7 protein-coding genes are annotated in these 23,408 nt (G+C 75.6%); all 7 read right to left on the reverse strand.

The features are described from left to right. Positions 1–49: 49 nt before the first annotated feature. On the reverse strand, positions 50–256 hold the full coding sequence (locus ABT160_RS03955) for an MbtH family protein (RefSeq protein ID WP_351643199.1): 207 nt from the start codon (positions 254–256) through the stop codon (positions 50–52). Beyond that, positions 253–7,449: a non-ribosomal peptide synthetase gene (locus ABT160_RS03960; RefSeq protein ID WP_351643201.1), complete on the reverse strand. Its 7,197-nt coding sequence runs from the start codon at positions 7,447–7,449 to the stop codon at positions 253–255. The genes ABT160_RS03955 and ABT160_RS03960 overlap by 4 nt, the downstream gene beginning before the upstream one ends. Positions 7,450–7,815: 366 nt before the next feature. After that, on the reverse strand, positions 7,816–13,194 hold the full coding sequence (locus tag ABT160_RS03965) for a condensation domain-containing protein (RefSeq protein ID WP_502984159.1): 5,379 nt from the start codon (positions 13,192–13,194) through the stop codon (positions 7,816–7,818). Between the two features lie 11 nt (positions 13,195–13,205). Further along, the gene (locus ABT160_RS03970; protein WP_351643207.1) at positions 13,206–15,035 is read right to left on the reverse strand and encodes a non-ribosomal peptide synthetase; all 1,830 of its coding nucleotides are present in this window, start codon (positions 15,033–15,035) and stop codon (positions 13,206–13,208) included. An 8-nt stretch (positions 15,036–15,043) separates the two neighbouring features. After that, positions 15,044–16,090 carry a TauD/TfdA family dioxygenase gene (locus tag ABT160_RS03975; protein ID WP_351643209.1) on the reverse strand — a complete coding sequence of 349 codons (1,047 nt, stop codon included), beginning with the start codon at positions 16,088–16,090 and terminating at the stop codon, positions 15,044–15,046. A gap of 78 nt (positions 16,091–16,168) precedes the next feature. After that, entirely contained in the window at positions 16,169–16,960 is a 792-nt protein-coding gene (locus tag ABT160_RS03980) for a thioesterase II family protein (protein ID WP_351643212.1), read from the reverse strand. Next, a complete protein-coding gene (locus tag ABT160_RS03985; RefSeq protein ID WP_351643215.1) occupies positions 16,957–23,379 on the reverse strand; it encodes a non-ribosomal peptide synthetase in 6,423 nt (2,140 codons plus the stop codon). The genes ABT160_RS03980 and ABT160_RS03985 overlap by 4 nt, the downstream gene beginning before the upstream one ends. Positions 23,380–23,408 lie beyond the last annotated feature (29 nt).

Raw genomic sequence — 23,408 nt, forward strand, 5'->3', positions numbered from 1 at the left:
CCTTCCGGGATTGTCCGGGGGATTCCTCCGAGGAATTCCCCGGGGTCGTTCAGGAGTACTGGGCCACGAGGCTCAGCGGGCGGATGTCGGTCCAGTTCTGCTCCACGTAGGCCAGCGCGCCGGCGTGCGTACCCGGACCCCACGCCACGTCCCAGCCTGCGGGAACGTCCGCGAACACGGGCCACAGGGCGTGCTGGCCCTCGCTGTTCACCACGACGTGGAAGGTGCCATCGGCGTCGTCGAAGGGGTTGGTCATGACAGGCTCCTCAGTTTCTCGGAAAGGATGCGGCCGATCAGGGAAAGCGGTTCCGGTTCACCCATTCTGGTGTGCGGAACTCCGATCAAGTGGTTTTCCACGGTGCCGTCTACATAGGGAATCCAGTGCTGTGCGAGGGTGTTCTCCGTTTCCCCGTCCTCCAGTGCGCCGAGGAAGAGCATGTCCGTTTTCACGGGGCGCGGGGAATAGAGGTTCATGATTTCGGCGTGGTCGATGGAGGCACCGATCACCGAGCGGATCTCCTCGTCGGAGAAGGCGCCGAGCACCGGGTCCTTCAGCCGGACCAGGTCGATCAGGGCGTCCGTGTCGAAGGGCGCGTCCTCGGGCTCGTCCGAGGCGTCGCCGACCAGCATGTCCCGCTTCTGCGCCGGGGTCATCCGGCGGCGCACGGGCTCCGTCGGCAGCAGGTGGACGTCCATCATGGCCAGCAGCTCGGTGCGCTCGCCCAGTTCGGCCAGGCGCACCGCCAGGGCGTGCGCGACGGTCCCGCCGAAGGACCAGCCCAGGAAGCGGTACGGGCCGTGCGGCTGGACCTCGCGGATCAGCGGCAGGTAGTCCGCCACCATCTCCTCCACCGACTCCGGGGAGTGCCCCAGCTCGCTCAGCGCCCGCGCCTGGATGGCGTAGAGCGGCTGGTCCGGGCCCAGGTGGCGGGTGAGGCCGGCGTAGGTCCAGCCGACGCCCGTGCCCGGGTGGAGGCAGAACAGCGGGTTCCTGCTGCCCTTCGCGTGCAGCGGCAGCACCACGCCCATCGGGTCGAAGCCGGTGGGCTCGTCCCCGAGCAGCCCCGCCACGGTCGGCGTGCGGAACAGGTCCCGTACGCCCAGCTCCAGGCCGAGCACCGCCCGCATCCGGCTGATCAGCCGCACGCCGAGCAGCGAATGCCCGCCCAGGGTGAAGAAGTTGTCGTCGATGCCGACCTCCGCCACCCCCAGCACCTCGGAGAACAGCCCGCACAGCAGCTCCTCGCGCGGGGTGCGCGGGGCCCGCCCCGCGGTGCGCTCCGCCGGGGCGGGCGCGGGCAGCGCCGCGCGGTCCGGCTTGCCGTTGACGGTCAGCGGGATGGCGTCAAGCAGGACCGCCGCCGAGGGCACCATGTGCTCGGGCAGCTCGTCCGCGGCCCAGCGCAGCAGGCCCTCCGGGGTCAGCCCGTGCCCGGCGCGCGGCACGGCGTACGCCACCAGGCGCTTCCCGCCGGGGCCCTCCTCGAAGACCACCACCGCGACCTGCCCGACCCCGGGGTGCCGGGCCAGCGTGGCCTCGATCTCGCCGGGCTCGATCCGGAACCCGCGGAGCTTGACCTGCCCGTCCGCCCGTCCCAGGAAGCGCAGTTCGCCCCCGGCGGTCCAGTGCACCAGGTCGCCGGTGCGGTACATCCGGCCGCCGTCCGCGCCGAACGGGTCCGGCAGGAAGCGCTCCGAGGTGAGCCCCGGCCGCCCCAGGTAGCCGCGTGCCACCTGACTGCCCGCCAGGTACATCTCCCCGGCCACGCCGCGCGGCACCGGCCGCAGCTTCTCGTCCAGGACGTAGACCCGGGTGTTGTCCAGGGCCGCCCCCAGGTACACCCCGTGCACGGTCCGCTCCTCGGTGGAGAAGCGCTGCCAGTGCGAGGCGAAGGTGGTCTCGGTGGGCCCGTAGCTGTGCACCAGCACCGTGTCCGGGCAGTGGGTGAGGACCCGCTGCAGGGCGCTGGGGGAGGCCACGTCGCCGCCCGTCCACACCTCGTCCAGCAGCTTCAGGGTGTCCAGGCCCTCGTCGGCCATGATGTGGAACAGGCCCATCGTGAAGTAGGCGGCGCTCACGCCCTGGCTGCGGACCGTGTGGTCGATCTCCGCGAGGTCGGTGCCGTCCCCGGGGCAGACGACCAGCTCGCCGCCGCCCAGCAGCGGCACCCACAGCTCGTACGTGGAGGCGTCGAAGCCGATCGCCGAGTGCACCAGCATCCGCCGGTGGTGCTCCAGGTCCCAGCAGCGGTCCGTCACCAGCTCGGTGACGTTGCGGTGGGTGACCCCGACGCCCTTGGGGCGGCCGGTGGAGCCCGAGGTGAACATCACGTACATCAGGGAGTCCTCGCCCACCGCGACGCCCGGGTCCTCGGTGCGGGCCTCCCAGCCGGCGGCCCCGCCCGGGTCCTCGCCCGCCGCGTCCGCGGCCAGCACCAGCACCCCCGCGGCGGCCTCCTGCACCGCTGCCGCCGAGCCCAGGTGCCCGCCCTGCGTGAGCAGCACCCGCGCCCCGGTGTCCTCCCGGACCATGCGGACCCGGGCCTCGGGCAGCCGCGGGTCCAGCGGCACGTACGCCGCACCGCACTTGAGCACCGCCAGCGCGGCCACCAGCAGCAGCGGGGTGCGGTCCATGAGCACGCCGACGGCGTCCTCGCGGGCGACCCCGGCCGCGATCAGGCGGTGCGCCAGCGCGTTGGCGCGGGCGTCCAGCTCGGCGTAGCTCACCCGCTCGTCGCCGAAGGACAGCGCCGTGCGGTCGGGGGTGCGGCGGGCCTGCGCGGAGAACCGCTCGTGGACCAGGCCGAGGGCGGCCCGCGGGACGGCGGTGTCGTTGTACTCCACCACCAGCCGGTGCTCCTCCTCCGCGGAGAGCAGCGGCAGGTCCCCGACGCGCAGCCCCGGGTCGGCGGCCACCGCGCGCAGGGTCCGCTCCAGGTGGACGGCGAGCATCGCGGCGGTGTCCGCGTCGTACAGGTCGGTCGCGTACTCCAGTACGCCCGCCAGGCCGTCGGCGGCCCCGTCCGGGGTGCGCTCCTCGCGCAGGGACACCGTCAGGTCGAACTTGGTGAACCCGGACTCGGTGCCCAGCGGGGTGCCGGCCAGGGCGGTGCCCGGCGGGGTCTCCGGCTCGGCCGGGTGGACCTGCACCACCGTCTGCACCAGCGGGTGCCGGGCCGTCGAGCGGGCCGGGTTGAGGCGCTCCACCAGCAGGTCGAAGGGCAGCTCCTGGTGGGCGAAGGCCGCCAGGTCGGTGGCGCGGACCCGGTCGAGGAGCTCACCGAAGGCCGGGTCGCCGGAGGTGTCGCAGCGCAGCACCAGCGTGTTGACGAAGAAGCCCACCAGGTCCGACAGGGCCTCGTCGTCGCGGCCCGCGACCACCGTGCCCAGCGGCAGGTCGCTGCCCGCCCCGTGCCGGGTGAGCAGGGCCGCCACGGCCGCCTGCACCACCATGAACAGGGAGGCGCCGTGGGCCAGGGCCAGCTCCTCCAGGCGGGCGTGGACCCCGGCGTCCAGGGCCACCGGCACGGCCGCGCCGCGCCGGGAGGCGTCCGCGGGCCGGGTCCTGGCCGGGGTCGGCTCCAGCACCTCGGGCGCGCCCGCCAGGGCCTCCCGCCAGAACTCCACGTGCTCCTCGGCGGCCTCCCCGGTCAGCGCCGCCCGCTCCCACAGGGTGTAGTCGGCGTACTGGACCGGCAGCGGCTCCCAGCCGGGGGCGGTGCCTCCGGCCCGGGCCGCGTAGGCCGCGGACAGGTCCGACAGCAGCGGTCCGGTGGACCAGCCGTCGGCGGCGATGTGGTGCACCACCAGGACCAGCACCTGTCCGGCCTCCGCCGGACCGGTGCCGGAGCCCTCCGGGGTGATCAGCGCGGCCCGCACCGGCAGGTCGGCGGCCAGGTCGAAGACCCGGCCCGCGGCCGCGTCCACGGCGTCCGCCAGCTCCCCGGCCGGGCAGGACACCACGTCGAGCGCCGGCCGCGCGGCCGGGCCCGAGAGCACCCGCTGGTACGGCTCGCCCTCCACCGCCGGGTAGACCGTGCGCAGCACCTCGTGCCGGTCCGCGACGTCCGCGAGGGCGTCGGCGAGCACCGCCGGGTCCAGCGGCCGGTCCAGGCGCACGGCGAAGGGGATGGTGTACGAACGGCTCGGGCCCTCCAGCTGGTCCACGAACCACAGCCGGCGCTGCGCGTACGACAGCGGCAGCCTCCCGGGCCGCAGCTCCGGCGGTACGGGGACGGGGCCGGGGCGCCCCGAGGGCGCGGCCGCGCGCAGCAGGCGGGCCGCCAGCAGGGCGGGGGTGGGGGCGAGGAACAGGTCGCGGATGCGTGCCTCGGTGCCGAGGGCGGCGCGGATCCGGTTGACCAGGCGCACCCCGGCCATGGAGTGCCCGCCCACGGAGAAGAAGTTGTCGTCGGGGCCGATCGACTCCACCCCGATCATCTCGGCGAACAGGCCCCGCAGCAGGGTGACGGCGGCCTCGTGCCCGGCGTCCCGGCCGGTGCCCGCGGCCTCCAGGGCCGCCGCCGCGCGCCGCTCCTCCTCGGCGCGGGCCAGCCCGGCGCGCAGGGCGGCGATCCGGTCCGCCTCCTGCCCCGTGAGCAGCGCCCGGGCGTCGGTGACGGCGTGCGGGTCGGCGGCGGCCCGCTCCAGGGCGCGGACGAACAGGTCGAGCAGCAGCCGGGCGGTCTCCGGCTCGAAGCGGTCGGCCGCGTACTGCCACCACACCTCGAGACCGCCGTCACCGGGCAGCGCCACGCAGGAGGCGTTGAGGTCGAACTTGGCCGCTTCCAGGCCGGGTGGGGCGAAGGTGCCGGCGAGCGGTCCCGCGGCGCGCAGGCCGGAGCCGTCCTCCTCCTGGGCGGTGAGCATCACCTGGAAGAACGGGTTGACGGCGAGGCCGCGTTCGGGAGAGAGGTGCTCCACCAGCAGGTCGAAGGGCAGGTCCTGGTGGGCGTAGGCGGCGAGGTCCGCCTCCCGGGCCCGGTCGACGAGTTCGGCGTACGTGGCGGGTCCCGCCACGTCGGTGCGCAGCACCAGTGTGTTGACGAAGAAGCCCACCAGTTCGTCCAGGGCCTCGTCGCCGCGGCCCGCGACGGGGGTGCCCACGGCGATGTCGTCCCCGGCCCCGGCCGCCGCCAGCGCCAGGGCGAGGGCGGGCTGGACCACCATGAGCAGGCTCGCGCCCCGGTCCTCGCCGAGCGCCGTCAGCCGGCGCAGCGCCTCCGCGTCCAGGCGGGCCGTGACGGTGGCGCCGGTGCCGGTGGGCTCGGCCGGGTGCGGCCGGTCCGCGGGCAGGTCGAGCACGGTCGGCATGCCGTCCAGGGCGGAGGTCCAGTGCGCCAGCAGGGCCGCCGGGTCCGCGAGGAGGTCCTGCTGCCACAGGGTGTAGTCGGCGTACTGGATCTCCAGCGCCTCCCAGCCGGGCCCGGCGCCCGCGCGCCGCGCCGCGTAGGCGGTGCCGAGGTCGGCGAGGAGCGGGCCCAGCGACCAGCCGTCGGTGGCGATGTGGTGGGTCAGCAGCACCAGGGTGGCGACGGGCACCCCGCCCGTCCGCTCCCCGCTCGGCTCCTCCCCGCCCGGCTCCTCTTCGGTGAGGAACAGGGCGGCTCGCAGCGGGAGTTGGGCGGCGAGGTCGAAGGTGCCCGCGGTGAACCGGGCCACGTCGGCGTCGAGCGCCCCGGGGGCGGGACGGCGCACGTCCAGCGGGACCGGCGGCGCCGGGAGGACGTGCTGGTAGGGCTCCCCGGCGACCGCCGGGTACACGGTGCGCAGCACCTCGTGCCGCTCCACCAGGTCGGCCAGCGCGGCGGCCAGCGCGTCCTCGTCGGGGACCTCGTCCAGGCGGAGCACCAGCGGCAGGTGGTAGGTGGTGGAGGGGCCTTCGAGCCCGGCGAGGAACCACAGGCGGCGCTGCGCGTACGACAGGGGCACCCGGTCCTCCTCGGGCAGCGGCTCCCCGGCGAACACGTCGTACGCCGGGTCCGGGGCGCCGGGGGCGGCGGGCGCCGTCCGCTCCGCCGAGGCCCGCAGCGCCTTGCGGTCGATCTTCCCCGAGGAGGTCCGGGGCAGCGCCGGGACCAGCTCGAAGGCGCCGGGCACGGCCGCGGCGGGCAGCGCGAGACGGGTGTGCTCGCGCAGGGCGGGCCCGTCGGTGCCGGGGTCGGCGACCACGAAGGCGGCCAGCCGCTTGCCGCCGCCCGGCGCGGCCACGGCGACCACGGCCGCCTCGCGCACGGCCGGGTGCCCGGAGAGCACCGACTCCACGGAGGCCGGGTCCACCCGGTGGCCGTTGATCTTCACCTCGTCGTCGGCGCGGCCCTCGAAGCCCAGCAGGCCGTCCTCGCGCACCCGCACCAGGTCGCCGGTGCGGTAGGCGCGCTCGCCGCCGAGCCGGGCGAACCGGCGCTCCGTCAGCTCGGGCCGCCCCAGGTAGCCCCGGGCCAGCCCGCCGCCGAGCAGCCACAGCTCGCCCTCCACCACGGCGGCCCGCACCCCGGGCAGCGGGGTGCCGATGGGCACCGGGCCGCCCGCGTACCGGGACAGGTCCGCGACGGTGGCGACCACGGTGGCCTCGGTGGGCCCGTACGTGTTCAGCAGCCGGACCCGCTCCGGGTCCACGGCCGCCGCCCACCGCGCCACCCGCTCCGGCAGCGCGGCCTCCCCGCCGATGACCACGGTCCGTACGGAGGACGGCAGTTCGGCCAGACCGGTGGACACCGCGTGCGCCAGCTCGTGCCAGTAGGCGGTGGGCAGGTCCAGGACGGTGATCCCGTGGGCGGCGCAGCCCGCGAGCAGCCCGGGCACGTCCAGCATCTCGTCCTCGCGCAGCACCAGGGTGGCGCCGGCGCCCAGGGTGCAGAACACCTCCTCGACGCTGGCGTCGAAGTGCAGCGGCGCGAACTGCAGCACCCGGTCCTCGGCGGTGATCCGGTAGACCTCGGTGGCCCCCGCGGTGAAGTGGGCCAGCGCGTCCTGCCCGATGACCACGCCGTTCGGGGTGCCGGTGGAGCCCGAGGTGTAGATCACGTACGCGTCGTCGGGGCCGACGCCCGGGCCCGGCAGCACGGTCTCGCCCTCGGCCGCCGCGGGCTGCTCGGAGCCGGTGCAGTCGGCGAGGACCGCGGCGGTGCGGGCGGCCGGGGCGGCCGGGTCGAGCGGCAGGTAGGCCGCGCCGGTCCGCAACACCGCGAGCAGGGCCACGACCGCCTCGACGCCCCGGGGCCGCCGCACGGCCACCAGACGGCCGGGACCGGCGCCCAGGGCGGCCAGTTCGTCGGCGCGGAGCGCCACGGCGAGGGCCAGCTGGCCGTACGTCATCCGCCGGTCGCCGTGGACCAGGGCCACCCGCTCGGCGTCCTGCCCGGCGATCCGGTCCAGGACGCGGGGCGCCGGGCTGGGCGCCGGGCCGCCGTCCAGGACGGCGGAGGCGGTGGGGGCGGTCGAGGGCATCGCGGGGCCTCCAGGCGAGGGGGTCGGGGGAGGAGCGGGGTGACGTGCCCCCACGCTAGGTACGGCCCGGGCCCCGGGCGGGCAGTCCCCGGGGCAGCTCCGCCCCGCCGCGCTGCCCCCGAACTGCCGGTCGCCACTGCCGCTCACCGCTGCCGCTCGTCGAAGCCGGGGCCGGATCCGGCGATCCGCCGCGTCTCCGTAACGCGAGGGCGTTCCCCCACGTCGCCGGAACGTCGCCGGAACGCGAGGGCGTTCCCCCACGTCGCCGGAACGTTGCCGGAACGCGAGGAGGCCCGCCCCCCGGGGGGGACGGGCCCCCCGAGGGGACGGGCCTCTTGGACCTCACCAGCGCGTCGTACCGCCCCGCTACGGCTGCCGGACCCGGGCGCCGCCGCGGGTGCGGCGGCGCAGGGGCGGCGGGGTCGGCGGGACCGGCGGCACCACGAGCAGCGGGCCGGCCGGGACGGCCGCCGCCGCCAGGAAGGCCGCCAGCTTCGCGGGCGTCGGGTGCCGGAACACCTCGCGCAGGGTCAGCTCACGGCCCAGCTCGCCGCGGACCCGGTTGACCAGCCGCACCGCGAGCAGCGAATGCCCGCCCGCCTTGAAGAAGTTGTCCCCCGGGCCCACGTCCCGCCCGTCGAGGACCTCGGCGAACAGCCTCAGCAGGCCCGCGAGCAGCAGGTCCCCCGTGGCCCCCGCCCCGCCCTCCGGCGCCGCACCGGCCGCCGCCGCACCGGGCCCGTCCGCTCCGGCGGCCCCCGGGGAGGGCTCCCCGGACAGCGTCACCGCCGCCGGCACCGCGTACTCCGGCAGCCGCTCCGCCGCCCAGGACTGCAGGACGGCCTCCGTGACCCCGGCCTCCGCGGCCCCGGCTGCCACCACCTCGGCCAGCAGCCGGCCGTCCTCGGCCGCGACCCGGGCCGAACGCACCGCGGGGTGGGCCGAGAGCACCTCCGTGACGTGCGCCAGGTCGATCCGGTAACCGCCCACGAGCGGCCGCTCCCCGCGCCGGTCCGCCGGGGCCGCCAGATCGCCGACCCGCGCCGACGGGTCCGCCGCGAACAGTTCGAGCGCCGACCCCAGCAGGGCCGCGAGACGGGCCGCGCCCGCGGGACCGTACAGGTCCGTCGCGTACTCCAGCACCCCCGCCAGCGAACCGTCCTCGCGCTCGGTCAGCGCGAAGGTCAGGTCCGACTTGGCCGTGGCCGAGCCGAACGGCAGCTCCGTGCCCGCCAGCGGGCCCGTCAGCGGTCCCGCCGCCCCCGCCAGCGCGTTCACCTGGAGCATCACCTGCACCAGCGGGTGGTGCGCCGACGACCGGTGCGGGTTCAGGTGCTCCACCAGCCGGTCGAAGGGCAGCTCCTGGTGGTCGTAGGCCGCCAGGTCCGCGTCCCTGACCCGCTCCAGGAGCGTCCCGAACTCCGGGTCCCCCGAGGTGTCCGTCCGCAGCACCAGCGTGTTCACGAAGAACCCGACGAGACCCGAGAGCGCCTCGTCGCCCCGCCCGGCCACGGTCGTGCCAAGCGCCAGGTCCGTGCCCGCCCCCAGCCGGGTCAGGCAGGCCGCCAGGGCCGCCTGGACCGCCATGAAGAGCGTGGCGCCGCGTGAACGAGCCGTCCGCACCAGGGACTTGTGCGCCTCGGCGGAGACCGTGAACCCGGTGAGCCCGCCCCGGCCCGAGGGCAGCGCCGGACGCGGCAGGTCCGTCGGCAGGTCCGTCAGCGGCGCGAGACCCGCCAGCGTCCGCTCCCAGAACCGCAGTTCCCGGTCGGCCCCGTCACCCGCCAGCGACTCCCGCTGCCACAGCGTGTAGTCGGCGTACTGCAGCGGCAGCGCCGGAGCCTCCGGGGTCCGGCCCCCCGCCCGCGCCTCGTACGCGGCCGACAGGTCCGCGAGCAGCGGCCCCGTGGACCAGCCGTCCGCCGCGATGTGGTGCAGCAGCAGCACCAGCGTCTGCCGCCCCTCGCCCTGCGGGAAGAACAGCCAGGCCCGCAGCGGCAGGTCGCGCGCCAGGTCGAAGACGTGGCCCGCGGCCGCGTCCACCGCCGCCGCCACGTCCGCCGGACGCCCCAGCTCCAGCTGCGGCCGGGCCTGCGCGAGCACCTCCTGGTACGGCTCCCCGCCCTCGGCCCCGTACACCGTGCGCAGCACCTCGTGCCGCGCCGCCACGTCCGCCAGGGCGTCCGCCAGCGCCATCGGGTCCAGCGGCCGGTCCAGCCGGCGCACCAGCGCGATGTTGTACGTCGAGGACGGGCCCTCCAGCTGGTCCACGAACCACAGGCGGCGCTGCGCGTACGACAGCGGGAGCCGCCGGGGCCGGTCCGCCGCGGGCACCGCCACCGGTGCCGGACGGGCGGTCCCCGCCGCACCGGCCGCGCCGAGCCGCTTGTGCAGGGCGGCCGGGGTCGGGGCCAGGAACAGATCCCGGATGCCCGCCTCCACGCCCAGCACCGCGCGCACCCGGTTGACCAGCTTGCTGGCCAGCAGCGAATGCCCGCCCGACTTGAAGAAGTTGGCCTCGGGGCCGTGCTCCTCGCGGCCCAGGGCCTGCGCGAACAGCGCGCACAGGATCTCCACCCGCGGGGCCGCCGGACCGGCTGCCCCGGCGGTCGCGCCCGCACCGGCCTCCGCCCGCCGCGCCGCCTCCGCGAGGCGCTCCCGCCGCCCGGCCAGGGCCCGCGCCTCGGCCGCCGTCACCAGCTCCAGCTCCGAAAGGCGCGCCCCCGGACCGGCCGCGGCGCCCGCGAAGGCCCGCAGGGCCCGCCCGAACACCGAGAGCAGCAGCGCGGCCGTCTCCGCGTCGAACAGGTCCTCCGCGTACTGCAGGTGCAGGTCGAGACCGGCGGGCGCACCGTCCGCGGACCGCCGCACCGCGCAGTGGAAGGACAGGTCGAACTTGGCCGCGCCCAGGTCGGCGCTGCCCGCGGCGGCCGTCAGCGGCCCCAGGCGCACCTCCTCGACCGATGTCTCACGGACCGTCAGCATCACTTGGAAGAAGGGGTGTTCGCCCAGCGCGCGGCCGGGCTCCGCCAGCTCCTCCACCAGCACGTCGAAGGGCAGGTCCTGATGGTCGAAGGCCGCCAGGTCGGCGTCGCGCAGCCGGTCCACCAGCGCGCCCACCGCCGGGTCGCCGGCCAGGTCGGCGCGGAGCACCAGCGAGTTGACGAAGCAGCCGACCAGGTCGTGCAGCGCCTCGTCGGAGCGGCCCGCCACCGGCGTGCCCACCGCCAGGTCGGTCCCCGCCCCGGCCGCCGACAGGGCCGCCGCGAGCGCGGCCCGCGCCACCATGAACAGGCTGGCCCGCCGCTCCCGCGCCAGACCCGCCAGGCCCCGGTGCGCGTCCGCGTCCAGGACGGCCGTCACCGCGGCCCCGCGCCCGCTCGGCTCGGCCGGGCGCGGCCGGTCGTACGGGAGCGCCGTCCGCGCCGGCAGCCCGTCCAGCGCCTCCTTCCAGAAGCCCAGCAGCCGGTCCCTGGCCGGTCCGGCCAGCAGCGCCCGCTGCCACAGTGCGAAGTCGGCGTACTGCACCGGCAGCGCCCGCCATCCCGGCGCCCGGCCCGCCAGCCGCGCCCCGTACGCCTCGCCGAGGTCCCGCAGCAGCGGGGCCAGCGACCAGCCGTCGGTGGCGATGTGGTGCACCAGCAGCACCAGCACGGCCGTGCCGTCACCGGGGAGGAACACGGCGGCCCGCAGCGGGCCCTCCGCCGCCAGGTCCAGGTGCTGCCGGCCGAACTCCTCGACCGCCGCGTCCAGTCCGGCGGCCGGGACCTCGTGCCACCGCGGGACCGGAGCCTCGTCCAGGGGCCGCACCCGCTGGTACGGCTCCCCGCCCTCGGCCGCGTAGGCCGTGCGCAGCACCTCGTGGCGGCCGGTCACGTCGGCCAGCGCCGCCGTCAGCGCCCGCCGGTCGGGCACCCCGTCCAGGCGGAGCACCAGCGGGGCGTTGTACGCGGCCGAGGCCCCCTCGATGCGGCCGAGCAGCCAGAGCGCGCGCTGCGCCGCCGACAGCGGCAGCAGGGCGGGCCGCTCCCCGGCCGGGACGGCGGTCAGGGCGGGACGGGCGCCCGTCCCGTCCGTGGGGTCCGCGGCGGCGGCCAGCCTGCGGTGCAGGGCGGCCGGGGTCGGGGCGAGGAACAGGTCGCGGATGCCGGCCTGGACGCCCAGGGCGGCCCGGATCCGGTTGACGAGCTTGCCCGCGAGCAGCGAATGGCCGCCGTTGCGGAAGAAGTTGGCGTCCGCGGGCAGCGCGTCCAGGCCCAGGACCTCCGCGAAGAGGCCGCACAGGATCTCCTCGCGCGGCGCGAGGACGTCGGTGCGGACCGGGGCGGGCGCCGGTGCGGCCCGCTCCGCGGCCTCCCGCTCCAGGCGCTCGCGGCGCCCGGCCAGCGCCGTGCGCTCGGCGGCGGAGAAGGGCTCCAGCGCGCCCACCGGGCGCGTCGGCGCGTCCGCGAAGGCGGCGAGGGCCTTGAGGTAGCCGCCGAGCAGGAGGCGGGCGGTGTCCTCGTCGAACAGGTCCTCGGCGTAGGTCAGCGCCACGTCCAGGCCGTCGGGGCGTCCTTCGGCGGTGTGCCGTTCGGCGCAGTACCAGGTCAGGTCGAACTTGGCGGCGTCCAGGCCGGTGTCGGCGGTGGTGCCGGTGAGGCCCCCGGCGAGCCGCAGCGGCCCGGAGTCCGGTCCCTCGGCCGCCACCGTCAGCATCACCTGGAAGAACGGGTGGTGCCCCAGGGCGCGTTCGGGAGCCAGCCGCTCCACCAGGACGTCGAAGGGCAGCTCCTGGTGCTCGTAGGCGGCGAGGTCCGCCTCGCGGACCCGGTCGAGGAGTTCGGCGGCCGACGGGTCCCCGGACACGTCGGTGCGCAGCGCCAGGGAGTTCACGAAGAACCCGACCAGCTCGTACAGGTCCTCCTCCGGACGGCCCGCGACGGGCGTGCCGATCACCAGGTCCTCGCCCGCCCCGGCGGCGGCCAGGGTGGCGGCCAGGGCCGCCCGGGCCGCCATGGTGAGGCTGGCCCGGCGGCTCCGGGCGAGGGCGAGCAGCCCGCCGTGGGCGGCCGCGTCGAGGCGGCCGGTGACGGTGGCGCCGCGCCCGGAGGGCTCGGCCGGGCGGGGGCGGTCGGCGGGCAGCGCGGTGAGCGCGGGGGCGCCGTCGAGCACCCGCCGCCAGTGGGCGACCTGCTCCGCGGCCAGGCTGCCCGGGTCGGCCGGGTCGCCCAGCAGCTCGTGCTGCCACAGGGTGTAGTCGGTGTACTGGACGGGCAGCGGCTCCCAGCCGGGGGCGGTGCCCGCCAGCCGGGCGGCGTACGCGGCGGCCAGGTCCCGCAGCAGCGGCCGGACCGACCAGCCGTCGGTCGCGACGTGGTGGACGAGCAGGACCAGCACCGAGGTCCCGTCACCGGACCGGAACAGCCGGGTGAGCAGCGGCGGCCGGTCCGTGATGTCGATCGCCTGCCGGACGAAGGCGGCCACGGCCGCCTCGCGGGCGCCGGGCGCGCAGTCCTCGACGGTCAGCGGGGGTACGGCGGAGGCGTCCCGCACCTGCTGGTGCGGCTCCCCGTCGGGTCCGGCCGCCAGGACCGTGCGCAGCACCTCGTGCCGGTCCACCAGGTCGGCGAGGGCGGCGCGCAGGGCGCCGGGGTCCGGCACCCCGTCCAGGTGCAGCACGACGGGGGCGTTGTACGCGGCGGAGGGTCCGTGGAGGCGGCCCAGGAACCACAGCCGGCGCTGGGCGAACGACAGCGGGATCACGGTCATCGGTCCTATGCGTCCTGGCCCGGCGCGGCGGCGACGAGCGTGTCGATGTGGGCGGCGAGGTCGCGCAGCCGGGGGTTGGCGTAGACGGCCTTCACGGGGAGGGCGACGCCGAGTTCGGCGCGCACCCGGGACACCAGCTTGATCGCGAGGAGGGAGTGCCCGCCCAGCTTGAAGAAGTTGTCGTCGGGGCCGACGCGGCTCGCCCCCAGGACGGTGGCCCAGACCCCGGCGATCAGCGCCTGGGAGCGGGTCAGTGCAGGCCCCTCGTCCGCGGCGTCCGCCGTGTCGGCGGCGGCCGGGGCGGGGTCCGGCAGGGCGGCCCGGTCCAGCTTGCCCTGGGTGGTGGTGGGGAAGCGGTCCAGGGCCACGAACGCGGCCGGGACCATGTAGCCGGGCAGCGAGGCCGCCAGGTGGGTGCGCAGCTCCGCCGCGTCGGCGGGGCCCGCGGCCGGGTCCTGGGGGCGGTGGTAGGCCACCAGGCCGGGGGCGCCGTTGACCTCGTCGCGCAGCAGCACCACGGCCTCGGCGACGGCCGGGTGAGCGGTGAGCGCGGCCTCGATCTCGGGGAGCTCGACGCGGTGGCCGCGCAGCTTGACCTGGCCGTCGGCGCGGCCCAGGTAGCCGAGGCGGCCGTCGGGCAGCAGCCGCACCAGGTCGCCGGTGCGGTACATGCGGGCGCCGTCGCCGTGCGGGTCGGCCACGTACCGTCCGGCGGTGAGCGCGGGGCGGCGCCGGTAGCCGCGGCCCACGCGGGGGCCCGCCAGGTACAGCTCGCCGCTGCCGCCGGGCTCCACCGGGTTCAGCTTGTCGTCGAGGACCCGCGCGCTCAGGCCGGGCAGCACGCTGCCGATGTGCGGGGCGTCCGCGGCGTCGATCCACCCGGCGGTGGAGTCCACGGTGCACTCGGTGGGTCCGTACAGGTTGACCGCGCGCAGCACCCCGGCCGCGGCCCGCTCGCCGATGCGCTGCCACAGCGCGGGGCCGATGGCCTCGCCGCCGATGAGGAGGGTCAGCGGGCGCGGCCCGCCGTCGGCGGTCAGCAGGTCGAGCAGGGACTCGGCGTGCGAGGGGGTGATGTCGAGGTCGGTGAGGGCCCGCTCGTCGACGAACCGGGCCAGCAGCGCCGGGTCGGCGCGGGTCTCGTCGTCCACCATGACCAGGGTGTCGCCGCGGCAGAGCCGCACCCACTGCTGCACGGAGGCGTCGAAGGACGGGGAGGCGTTCCAGCCGACCCGGCCGTGGCCGGGGGCCGCGATGCCCTCCGACTCCAGCTCGGCGAGCAGGGCGGAGGCGGCGCCGCGGTGGACCTCCACGCCCTTGGGCATGCCGGTGGAGCCTGAGGTGTAGATGACGTACGCCAGGCCGTCGGCGGCCACCGGCACGGGCCGGTACTTCGGGTCCGGGGCGCCGTCGGGGGCGGTCAGCTCGCCGATCGCCACGTGGGCGGTGCCCGGGGCCAGGGGCGCGGTGTCCCCGTCCGGGGTGACGACCAGGTCGGCGCCGGAGTCCTCGACCAGGTAGCGGCGCCGGTCGGCGGGGAGCTTGGGGTCCACCGGCAGGTAGGCGGCGCCCGCGGTGAGGGTGCCGATCAGGGCGGTGAAGAGGGCCGAGCCGCGGGGCAGGGCCAGCGCGACCACGCTCTCGGGGCCGATGCCGCGGGCGGCCAGGCGGCCCGCGAACCGCATGGCCTCGGTGCGCAGTTCGGCGAAGGTCAGCTCGCGGTCGGCGGCGACCACGGCGGTACGGGAGGCCGGGGCCTGCGCGAGCCGGTCGAGCAGGTCGGTGGCGGCGGGACGGGCGGTGGCGCCGGGGCGCTCGGGGAGGACGGCGGTCATGGTGGTGGTCACTTCCCGGTGAAGACGGTGGTGGAGGGCTGGGAGGCGGGGGAGCAGTCGGCCAGCGCGACCGGCTCGCCCATCGCGACGAGGATCTTGCGGTCGCCCTTGAAGGCCTCGCGGCCGTGCGCGCAGAGCAGGTTGTCGACGAGCATCAGGTCGCCCTCCTGCCAGGTCTCGCGGACCGTCACCCGGTCGTAGACCGCGTTGATCGCGTCGACCTCCTCGTCGGTGAGGCGGCTGCCGTCCCCGAGGAAGGTGTTGAAGGGCAGGCCGTCCTCGCCGTAGGTCTCGACCAGCACCTCGCGGACGTCGGGGTCGAGGGTGCGGCTGTTCCAGAACGCGAAGTGGTTGAACCAGCTGCGCTCGCCCGTCACCGGGTGCGTGATGATCGCCGAGCGGCGCTGCCGGGTCACCATCGAGTCGTCGTCGAGCCATTCGTAGCCGACGGTGTTCTCCGCGCAGTACGCCTCGGCGACCGCCTTGTCCTCGGTGGCGAAGGTCTTGTACCAGGGCAGGCCCGCCAGCTCGGAGTAGTTCCGTACGAGCAGCCAGCCGGCCTCCTCGAAGCGGGCGACCAGCTCCGGCGGCAGCAGCCGCAGCGCCTCGCGCATGTCGCCGACGGTGGTGGCGCCGCCCTCCTCGGGGGCGGTCACGCAGCCGAAGAGCAGCACGCCGGGGAAGTCCAGGGTGTAGCTGTTCTCGTTGTGCAGGCGGATCGGCTGCACGGCCGGGAGGTCGGTGGAGGAGAACACGCCCTCGCCGAAGTCGGTGCGCGGGGTGGCCTTCTCCTTGTACCCGGCGCGCTGCGAGATCAGGGCGTCGCGGGCGGCGGCGAAGTCCGCGGCGTCCGTGACCGGCAGGCCGCGCAGCAGCACGGCGCCGGAGCGGTGCAACTCGGCCTGGATCTCCTCGCGGTGGGCCGTCAGCCAGGACACGGCCTCGGCGAGACCGGCCCCGGCCGGGGCGTGCACGACGGCGGGCTTGCCGGCCTCGTGGACCGCGACCACCGGGTGGTCGGCGGCCGGGGCGGGGGCGTCAGCGTAGGTGGTCATGGGAATCCTCGTGGTGGGTGCGGAAGTCGGGGGTCGCCCCGGAGCGGGACGGGAGTGCGGGAGTGCGGGAGGCGGGCGTCAGGCCGCCGCGGGGGCCGGGGTCCGGCCGCCGACCACCGTGGCCAGCACCTCGAAGAACTCGGGCAGCCGGTCCTGGAAGTAGAAGTGCCCGCCGGGCAGCGTGTGCGCGGTGAAGGGGTGGCCGGTCACCTCGGCCCAGCGGCCGAGGGAGGCCGCGGGCGCCACCGGGTCGGCGTCCCCGCCGATCACCGTCACCGGGCAGTCCACCCGGGCCTCGTCCCGCGGGCACCGGTAGACGTCGTCGATGGCGAAGTCGGCGCGGATCGAGGGGATCACGATCTCGCGGAGCTCGGGGTCGTCGAGGATGCCGTCGTCGGTGCCGCCGCGCACCTTGATCGCCGCGACCAGCTCGTCGTCGTCCAGCCGCTCCGGGTGGACCACCGCCGGGTTGTCGAGGAACGGGGCCCGGCACGCGGAGGCCACCAGGGCCCGCGGGGTGCGCCCGGCCGCCTGGAGCAGCCGCACCACCTCGAAGGCGACCAGCGACCCCATGCTGTGCCCCAGCACCACCAGGTCGTCGGCGGCGCCCTCGGGCAGGCAGGCCGCCACCGGCCCGGCCAGGTCGGCCACGTCGCGCGGCAGGTCCTCGGCGAAGCGGGCGCCGCGCCCCGGGTACTGGCCGATCAGCAGCCGTACGTCGGCGGGCAGGTGCTCGCGCCACCCGGCGTAGGCGTGGGCGTTGCCGCCGGCGTGCGGCAGGACCAGCAGGGTGGTGCGCTGCGGTCCTTCGCCGGGCAGGTCCCACACCACGTCGTCGGGGGCGGGGAGGGTGCCGTCGTGCTCGTTCATGAGGTACTCCGTTCCTGGTCGGTGGTGCGGCGGCGCAGGGTGGGCCGGGTCCGCCGGGGCGGGGCCGCACCGGCCGAGAGGCGGGCTTCGACGTACTGGGCGAGGGCCGCCGGGGTCGGGTGCTGGAAGACGTCCCGCAGGGTCAGGGAGACGTCCAGCGCGGCCCCGATGCGGTGGGTGAGGCGCGCGGCGAGCAGGGAGTGCCCGCCGTGGTCGAAGAAGTCGTCGTCGACCGACAGCCGTCCGGCCACCGCGAGGACCTCGGTGAACAGGCCCAGCACGGTCTCCTCCACGGGAGTGCGCGGGGCGCGTCCACCGTCGGCGGCGACGGTGCGCGGCGCGGGCAGCGCCCGCTTGTCGATCTTTCCGTTGGGGGTGAGCGGCAGCCGCTCCATCGGCACCACGAACGCCGGGACCATGTGGTCGGGCAGCCGCTCCCGCAGCCACAGCCGGACCTCCTGCGGGGTCGGGCCGGCGTCCCCGGACGCCACCACGTAGGCCGTGAGCCGCGGGCTGCCGTGCCCGTCGGGGTGGATGGCCAGGGTGGCTTGGGTGAGGTGGGGGTGGGTGGTGAGGACGGTTTCGATTTCGGTGGGTTCGATGCGGAAGCCGCGGATCTTGATCTGGGTGTCGGTGCGTCCGGTGTAGTGGAGGTTGCCGTGGGTGTCCCAGTGGGCTTGGTCGCCGGTGCGGTAGAGGCGGGTGCCGGGGGGTCCGTAGGGGTTGGGGGTGAAGCGGGCTGCGGTGGTGGCGGGTTGGGCGAGGTAGCCGTGCGCGATCCCGTCACCGGTCAGGTAGAGCTCGCCGGTCACGCCCGGGAGGACGGGGCGCAGCCGCTCGTCCAGGACGTACGCCTGCTTGTGGGCGAGAGGCCGCCCGATGGGGACGGTGGCGCCCGTCGGTACCCCGGCTTCCACGGTGTGGGTGGTGGTGAAGCCCATGGATTCGGCGGGGCCGTAGCCGTTGGTGATGGTGAGGTGGGGGTGGTGGGTGTGGAGTCGGGTGATGTGGGTGGGGGAGGCGGGTTCGCCGCCGGTGTAGACGATGCGGGTGGTGGTGAAGGTGTGGGGGTGTTCGTCGGTGAGGTAGTTGAAGAGGCTGGAGGAGAGCTGGAGCATCGTCACCGCGTGGCGGGGTGCGAGTTCGGCGATGAGGGCTGGTTCGGGTCGTTGTCCGGGTTGGAGGATGGTGGTGCCGCCGTGGAGGAGGGCGCCCCAGAATTCGAGGCTGAAGGCGTCCCAGGAGACGGGGGAGCACTGGAGGAAGACTTCGCCGGGTCCGAAGGTGGCGTAGGTCTGGCCGCTGACGGTGGACACCAGGTTGCGGTGGGTGGAGAGGATGCCTTTGGGGCGTCCGGTGGAGCCGGAGGTGAACATGACGCAGGCGGTGTCCTGGCCGGTCAGTGTCACGTCGGGGTCGTGGTCAGGGCGGGACTCGATTTCGGTGGCTTCGGTGTCGGTACGGATCTGGGTCCACGGTCCGTCGAGTTTCCGGGCCTCTTGGGTGGCGTCGGTGACGAGGAGTCGTATCCCGGCGTCCGTGGCGGTGCTGCTGAGTCGTTCGTCGGGGAACTCGGGGTCGAGGAGGGCGTATCCGGCGCCGGTCTTGGTGACGGCGAGGAGGGCGATGGCGAAGGGGATGCCGCGTTCGAGGAGGATGCCGGCGAGGTCGCCTCGGCCGAGTCCGTGTGAGCGCAGGTGGTGGGCGAGCTGGTTGGCTCGGGTGTTCAACTCGCCGTAGGTGAGGGTCTGTTGGTCGAATACCAGGGCGGGGGCGTCGGGCCGCAGGCGGGCCTGCTCCTCGAACCGCACCGTCAACACCGGCTCCGCGTCGAGCGGATCGGCAACGGCCTGTCCCGGCCACTCCCCGAGGACCTGGGCGCGCTCCTCGGCCCCCAGCACCTCCAGGCCCGACACCGGCACCTCGGGCGCCGCCACCGCGTGCTCGAGCACCCGCCGCAGCACCCGGGTCATCCGCTCCACGGTCTCCCGGTCGTACAGGTCGGAGCTGTAGAGCACCGCCCCCGTCAGCCCGTTCTCGTCGTCGGCGGAGAGCAGGAACTCCAGGTCGAACTTGACCGCCCCGGTGGCCAGCGCCTCCGCGGGACCGGCCGTGACCCCGGGGAACTCGGGCGCGGGGACCGGTCCCGACTCCAGGGCCAGGCACACCTGGAACAGCGGGTGCCTGGCCAGCGAACGGGCCGGGTTCACGGCCTCCAGGATCAGGTCGAAGGGGGCGTCCTGGTGGGCGAACGCGTCGAGGTCCGCGGTACGCACCCGGGCCAGCAGCTCCCGGAAGGCCGGGTCCCCCGAGGTGTCGGTGCGCAGCACCAGCGTGTTGACGAAGAAGCCCACCAGGTCCGCCAGGGACTCGTCGGCGCGGCCCGCCACGGGCGAGCCCAGCGGCAGGTCCGTACCGGCGCCGAGCCGGGTCAGGGTGGCCGCGAGGGCCGCCTGGAGCACCATGAACGGGGTGCAGTGCTCGGCCCGGGCCAGTTCGAGCACCCGCTTGTGCAGCTCGCGCCCGAAGTCCACCCGGACCACCCCGCCCCGCCGCCCGGCCACCGCGGGCCGGGGCCGGTCGGTGAGCAGCGGCAGCTCCTCGGGGAGGTCCGCCAGCGCGGTCCGCCAGTAGGCCAACTGCTCCTGGAGCACGGCGCCTTCCAGGGCCGGTGCCTGCCACAGCGCGTAGTCGGTGTAGTCCAGCGGCAGCGGCTCCCAGTCGGGGGCCCGGCTGGCGGCGCGGGCGGCGTAGGCGGTGGACAGGTCGGCGAAGAGCGGGCGCAGGGACTGGCCGTCGGTCGCGATGTGGTGCAGCAGGACGAGCAGGGTGTCGCGGCCGTCGCCGCCACGGAACAGGGTCACCCGCAGGGGGTGTTCGGCGGCCAGGTCGAAGGCGTGCCCGGCGGCCGTGCGCAGGGCCGCCTCGCGGTCCTCCTCCGCCACCTCCCGTACCTCGAAGAAGACGTCCGCCGCGGCCTCGTCGGCGGGGGCGACCACCTGGTGCGGCTGCCCGTCGGCGGTGGCGAACCGGGTCCGCAGCGGTTCGTGCCGCCGGACCACGTCACCGAAGGCGGCCCGCAGGACATCGGGATCCGTCGCCCCGGTCAGCCGCACCGCCATCGGCACGTTGTACGCGGTGTCCGGGCCCTGGAGCCCGGCCACCAGCCACAGCCGCTGCTGGGCGGAGGAGAGCGGGAGCCGCTCCGGGCGTACCGCGGCGCGGGCGGGCGCCGGGAGCGCCGTGCGGCCCGAGGCCTCGGTGATCCGGCGGGCCAGCGCGGCCGGTGTGGGGTGCTGGAAGACGTCCCGCAGGGTGAGGGACACCCCGAGGGTGGCGCCGATCCGCCCGGTGAGCTTGGCGGCCAGCAGCGAGTGCCCGCCGTGGTCGAAGAAGGAGTCGTCCACCGACAGCGGGGCCGCCGAGCCCAGCACCTCGCCGACCAGGGTCCGTACCAGCTCCTCCAGTTCGGTGCGCGGAGCCCTGCCGCCGGACTCCAGGGGGGCCTCCACGGCGGGCAGCGCCCGCTTGTCGACCTTCCCGTTGGGGGTCAGCGGCAGCCGGTCGAGGACCGCGAAGCGGGCGGGCACCATGTGCTCCGGCAGCCGCTCGCGCAGCCAGGCCCGCAGCGAACCGGGGGTGACGGCGGAGCCCGGCACGGCCGTGACGTACGCGGTCAGCTCGTCCGTGGCGAGCAGGGTGGCTTGGGTGAGGTGGGGGTGGGTGGTGAGGAGGGTTTCGATTTCGGTGGGTTCGATGCGGAAGCCGCGGATCTTGATCTGGGTGTCGGTGCGTCCGGTGTAGTGGAGGTTGCCGTGGGTGTCCCAGTGGGCTTGGTCGCCGGTGCGGTAGAGGCGGGTGCCGGGGGGTCCGTAGGGGTTGGGGGTGAAGCGGGTTGCGGTGGTGGCGGGTTGGGCGAGGTAGCCGTGCGCGATCCCGTCACCCGCGAGGTACAGCTCGCCCGTGACTCCGGGCGGCACCGGGCGCAGGCGGTGGTCGAGTACGTACGCCTGCTTGTTGGTGAGCGGCCTGCCGATGGACACGGCCCCGGCGGGTACCGCGTCCTGCGGCACGGTGTGGGTGGTGGTGAAGCCCATGGATTCGGCGGGGCCGTAGCCGTTGGTGATGGTGAGGTGGGGGTGGTGGGTGTGGAGTCGGGTGATGTGGGTGGGGGAGGCGGGTTCGCCGCCGGTGTAGACGGTGCGGGTGGTGGTGAAGGTGTGGGGGTGTTCGTCGGTGAGGTAGTTGAAGAGGCTGGAGGAGAGTTGGAGCATGGTGACGGCGTGGCGGGGTGCGAGGTCGGCGATGAGGGCGGGTTCGGGTCGTTGTCCGGGTTGGAGGATGGTGGTGCCGCCGTGGAGGAGGGCGCCCCAGAATTCGAGGCTGAAGGCGTCCCAGGAGACGGGGGAGCACTGGAGGAAGACTTCGCCGGGTCCGAAGGTGGCGTAGGTCTGGCCGGTGATGGTGGAGACGAGGTTGCGGTGGGTGGAGAGGATGCCTTTGGGGCGTCCGGTGGAGCCGGAGGTGAACATGACGCAGGCGGTGTCCTGGCCGGTCAGGGCGACTTCCGGGTTGCTTTCGTCGTGCTTGCTGATTTCGGTGGCTTCGGTGTCGGTACGGATCTGGGTCCACGGTCCGTCGAGTTTCCGGGTGCCTTGGGTGGCGTCGGTGACGAGGAGTCGTATCCCGGCGTCCTGTGCGGTGCCGTTGAGTCGTTCGTCGGGGAACTCGGGGTCGAGGAGGGCGTATCCGGCGCCGGTCTTGGTGACGGCGAGGAGGGCGATGGCGAAGGGGATGCCGCGTTCGAGGAGGATGCCGGCGAGGTCGCCTCGGCCGAGTCCGTGTGAGCGCAGGTGGTGGGCGAGCTGGTTGGCTCGGGTGTTCAACTCCCCGTAGGTGAGGGTCTGTTGGTCGAAGGTCAGGGCGGGGGCGTCGGGTCGTAGGCGGGCCTGCTCCTCGAACCGCACCGTCAACACCGGCTCCGCGTCGAGCGGGACGGTCCGGCCGGACCACTCGTCGAGCACCCGCCGTTCCTCCTCGGCCGCCAGCAACGGGGCCTGGGACAGCGGAAGTTCCGCATCCGCCAGCAGTCGCTCCACGAAGACGGCGAATCGGTCCTGGTGACCGGCCACCCCCTCGATGTCGCACACCTCGGGGGAGGCGTCGAAGTCCACCCGCAGGCCGCCCTCGGGGCCCAGGTCGTACACGCCGACCGCCAGGTCCTCCACCGGGCCGTTGCCCAGGTTGTGCTGCGTGGTCGGCAGTCCGCAGAACCGCATCCCCGGGGTGAACGCCATGATGTTCACCAGCGGGGCCGCGATCCGGCGGTCGGACTCGCCGAGCCCCAGGTCGCGGCAGACGTCCTCGTACCGGGTGCGCTGGTGCTTCAGGCCCTCCCGGGCCACCTCCCGCACCGACAGGAGCAGTTCGGCCAGCGAGCCGTCGGCCCGCAGCGGCAGCCGCAGCGGCACCACGTTCGACAGCATCCCCGGGGTGCGGCGCGCCAGTTCGGTGCGGCGCCCGGTCACCGGCAGGCCGAGCACCGGCTCGTCCGTACCGCCCGCCCGGTGCACGTACGCCGCGACCAGCGCGATCACCAGCATCGTCCACGGGGTGCGGTGCTCCCGCGCCACCGCCTTCAGGCGGTCCGCCCGCTCGGGACCCAGGACCAGCGTGCGGCGCACGAACGGCAGCGTCCCCGGCGCGGTCCGCCCGGTGTGGCCCTCCGCGAGCCGCGGCACCGGCGGCAGCCCCGCCAGGTGCTCGGCCCAGTACGCCCGGTCAGTGGCGCCCTCCTCGGAGGAGCGGTACGCCGCGTCCTCCGCCAGCAGCTCCGCCAGCGTCCCGAACGGCGAGTCCCCCCACGGCTCCCCGGCCGACGCCCGCTCGTACAGCTCCACCAGGCGCTGGTCCAGCAGGGCGATGCCCATCCCGTCGATCGTCAGGTGGTGGAAGGCGTGGAAGTAGTACCAGCGCTCCTCGCCCGCACCGGTGCGGCCCGCCGCGATCAGCACGTGCCGGGACAGCCAGTCCTCCGCCAGGTCGAACGGGCGGGCCAGCTCCTCGTCCATCCAGGCCCGGGCCGCCGCGACCGGATCGGCCGCCCCGCCCAGGTCCACCCGCCGCAGCGCCCGGTCACCCGGCTCCGCCCACAGTCGCTGCCACGGCACGCCGTCCTCGCCGGCGCCGACCCCGCGGACCCGCAGCGCGTCGGCCTCGGCCGCCAGTCGGCGGAAGCAGCGGGCCAGCAGGTCCTCGTCCAGCGGTCCGGTGAGCTCGCGGTACTCGCCGATGTTGTACCGGCAGCCCGAGGCGTCCAGGCCGTGGGCCATCCAGATGTCGCGCTGCGCCGCCGACAGCGGCAGCCGCACAGCGGCAGGCCCGTGCGCGGCGCCCTGTGCAGAAGCGTTGGGGGACATGCGGCTGCTCCTCGGTGTCGTCTCGGGGG

Source organism: Streptomyces sp. NPDC001941 (assembly GCF_040296945.1).
Taxonomy (GTDB): domain Bacteria; phylum Actinomycetota; class Actinomycetes; order Streptomycetales; family Streptomycetaceae; genus Streptomyces.

Bases quoted from the DNA above. Each gene is read 5' to 3' on its own strand.
- ABT160_RS03960 (WP_351643201.1), bottom strand. From the start codon at position 7,449: ATGCCCTCGACCGCCCCCACCGCCTCCGCCGTCCTGGACGGCGGCCCG.
- ABT160_RS03980 (WP_351643212.1), bottom strand. From the start codon at position 16,960: ATGAACGAGCACGACGGCACCCTCCCCGCCCCCGACGACGTGGTGTGG.
- ABT160_RS03985 (WP_351643215.1), bottom strand. From the start codon at position 23,379: ATGTCCCCCAACGCTTCTGCACAGGGCGCCGCGCACGGGCCTGCCGCT.
- ABT160_RS03970 (WP_351643207.1), bottom strand. From the start codon at position 15,035: ATGACCGCCGTCCTCCCCGAGCGCCCCGGCGCCACCGCCCGTCCCGCC.
- ABT160_RS03975 (WP_351643209.1), bottom strand. From the start codon at position 16,090: ATGACCACCTACGCTGACGCCCCCGCCCCGGCCGCCGACCACCCGGTG.
- ABT160_RS03955 (WP_351643199.1), bottom strand. From the start codon at position 256: ATGACCAACCCCTTCGACGACGCCGATGGCACCTTCCACGTCGTGGTG.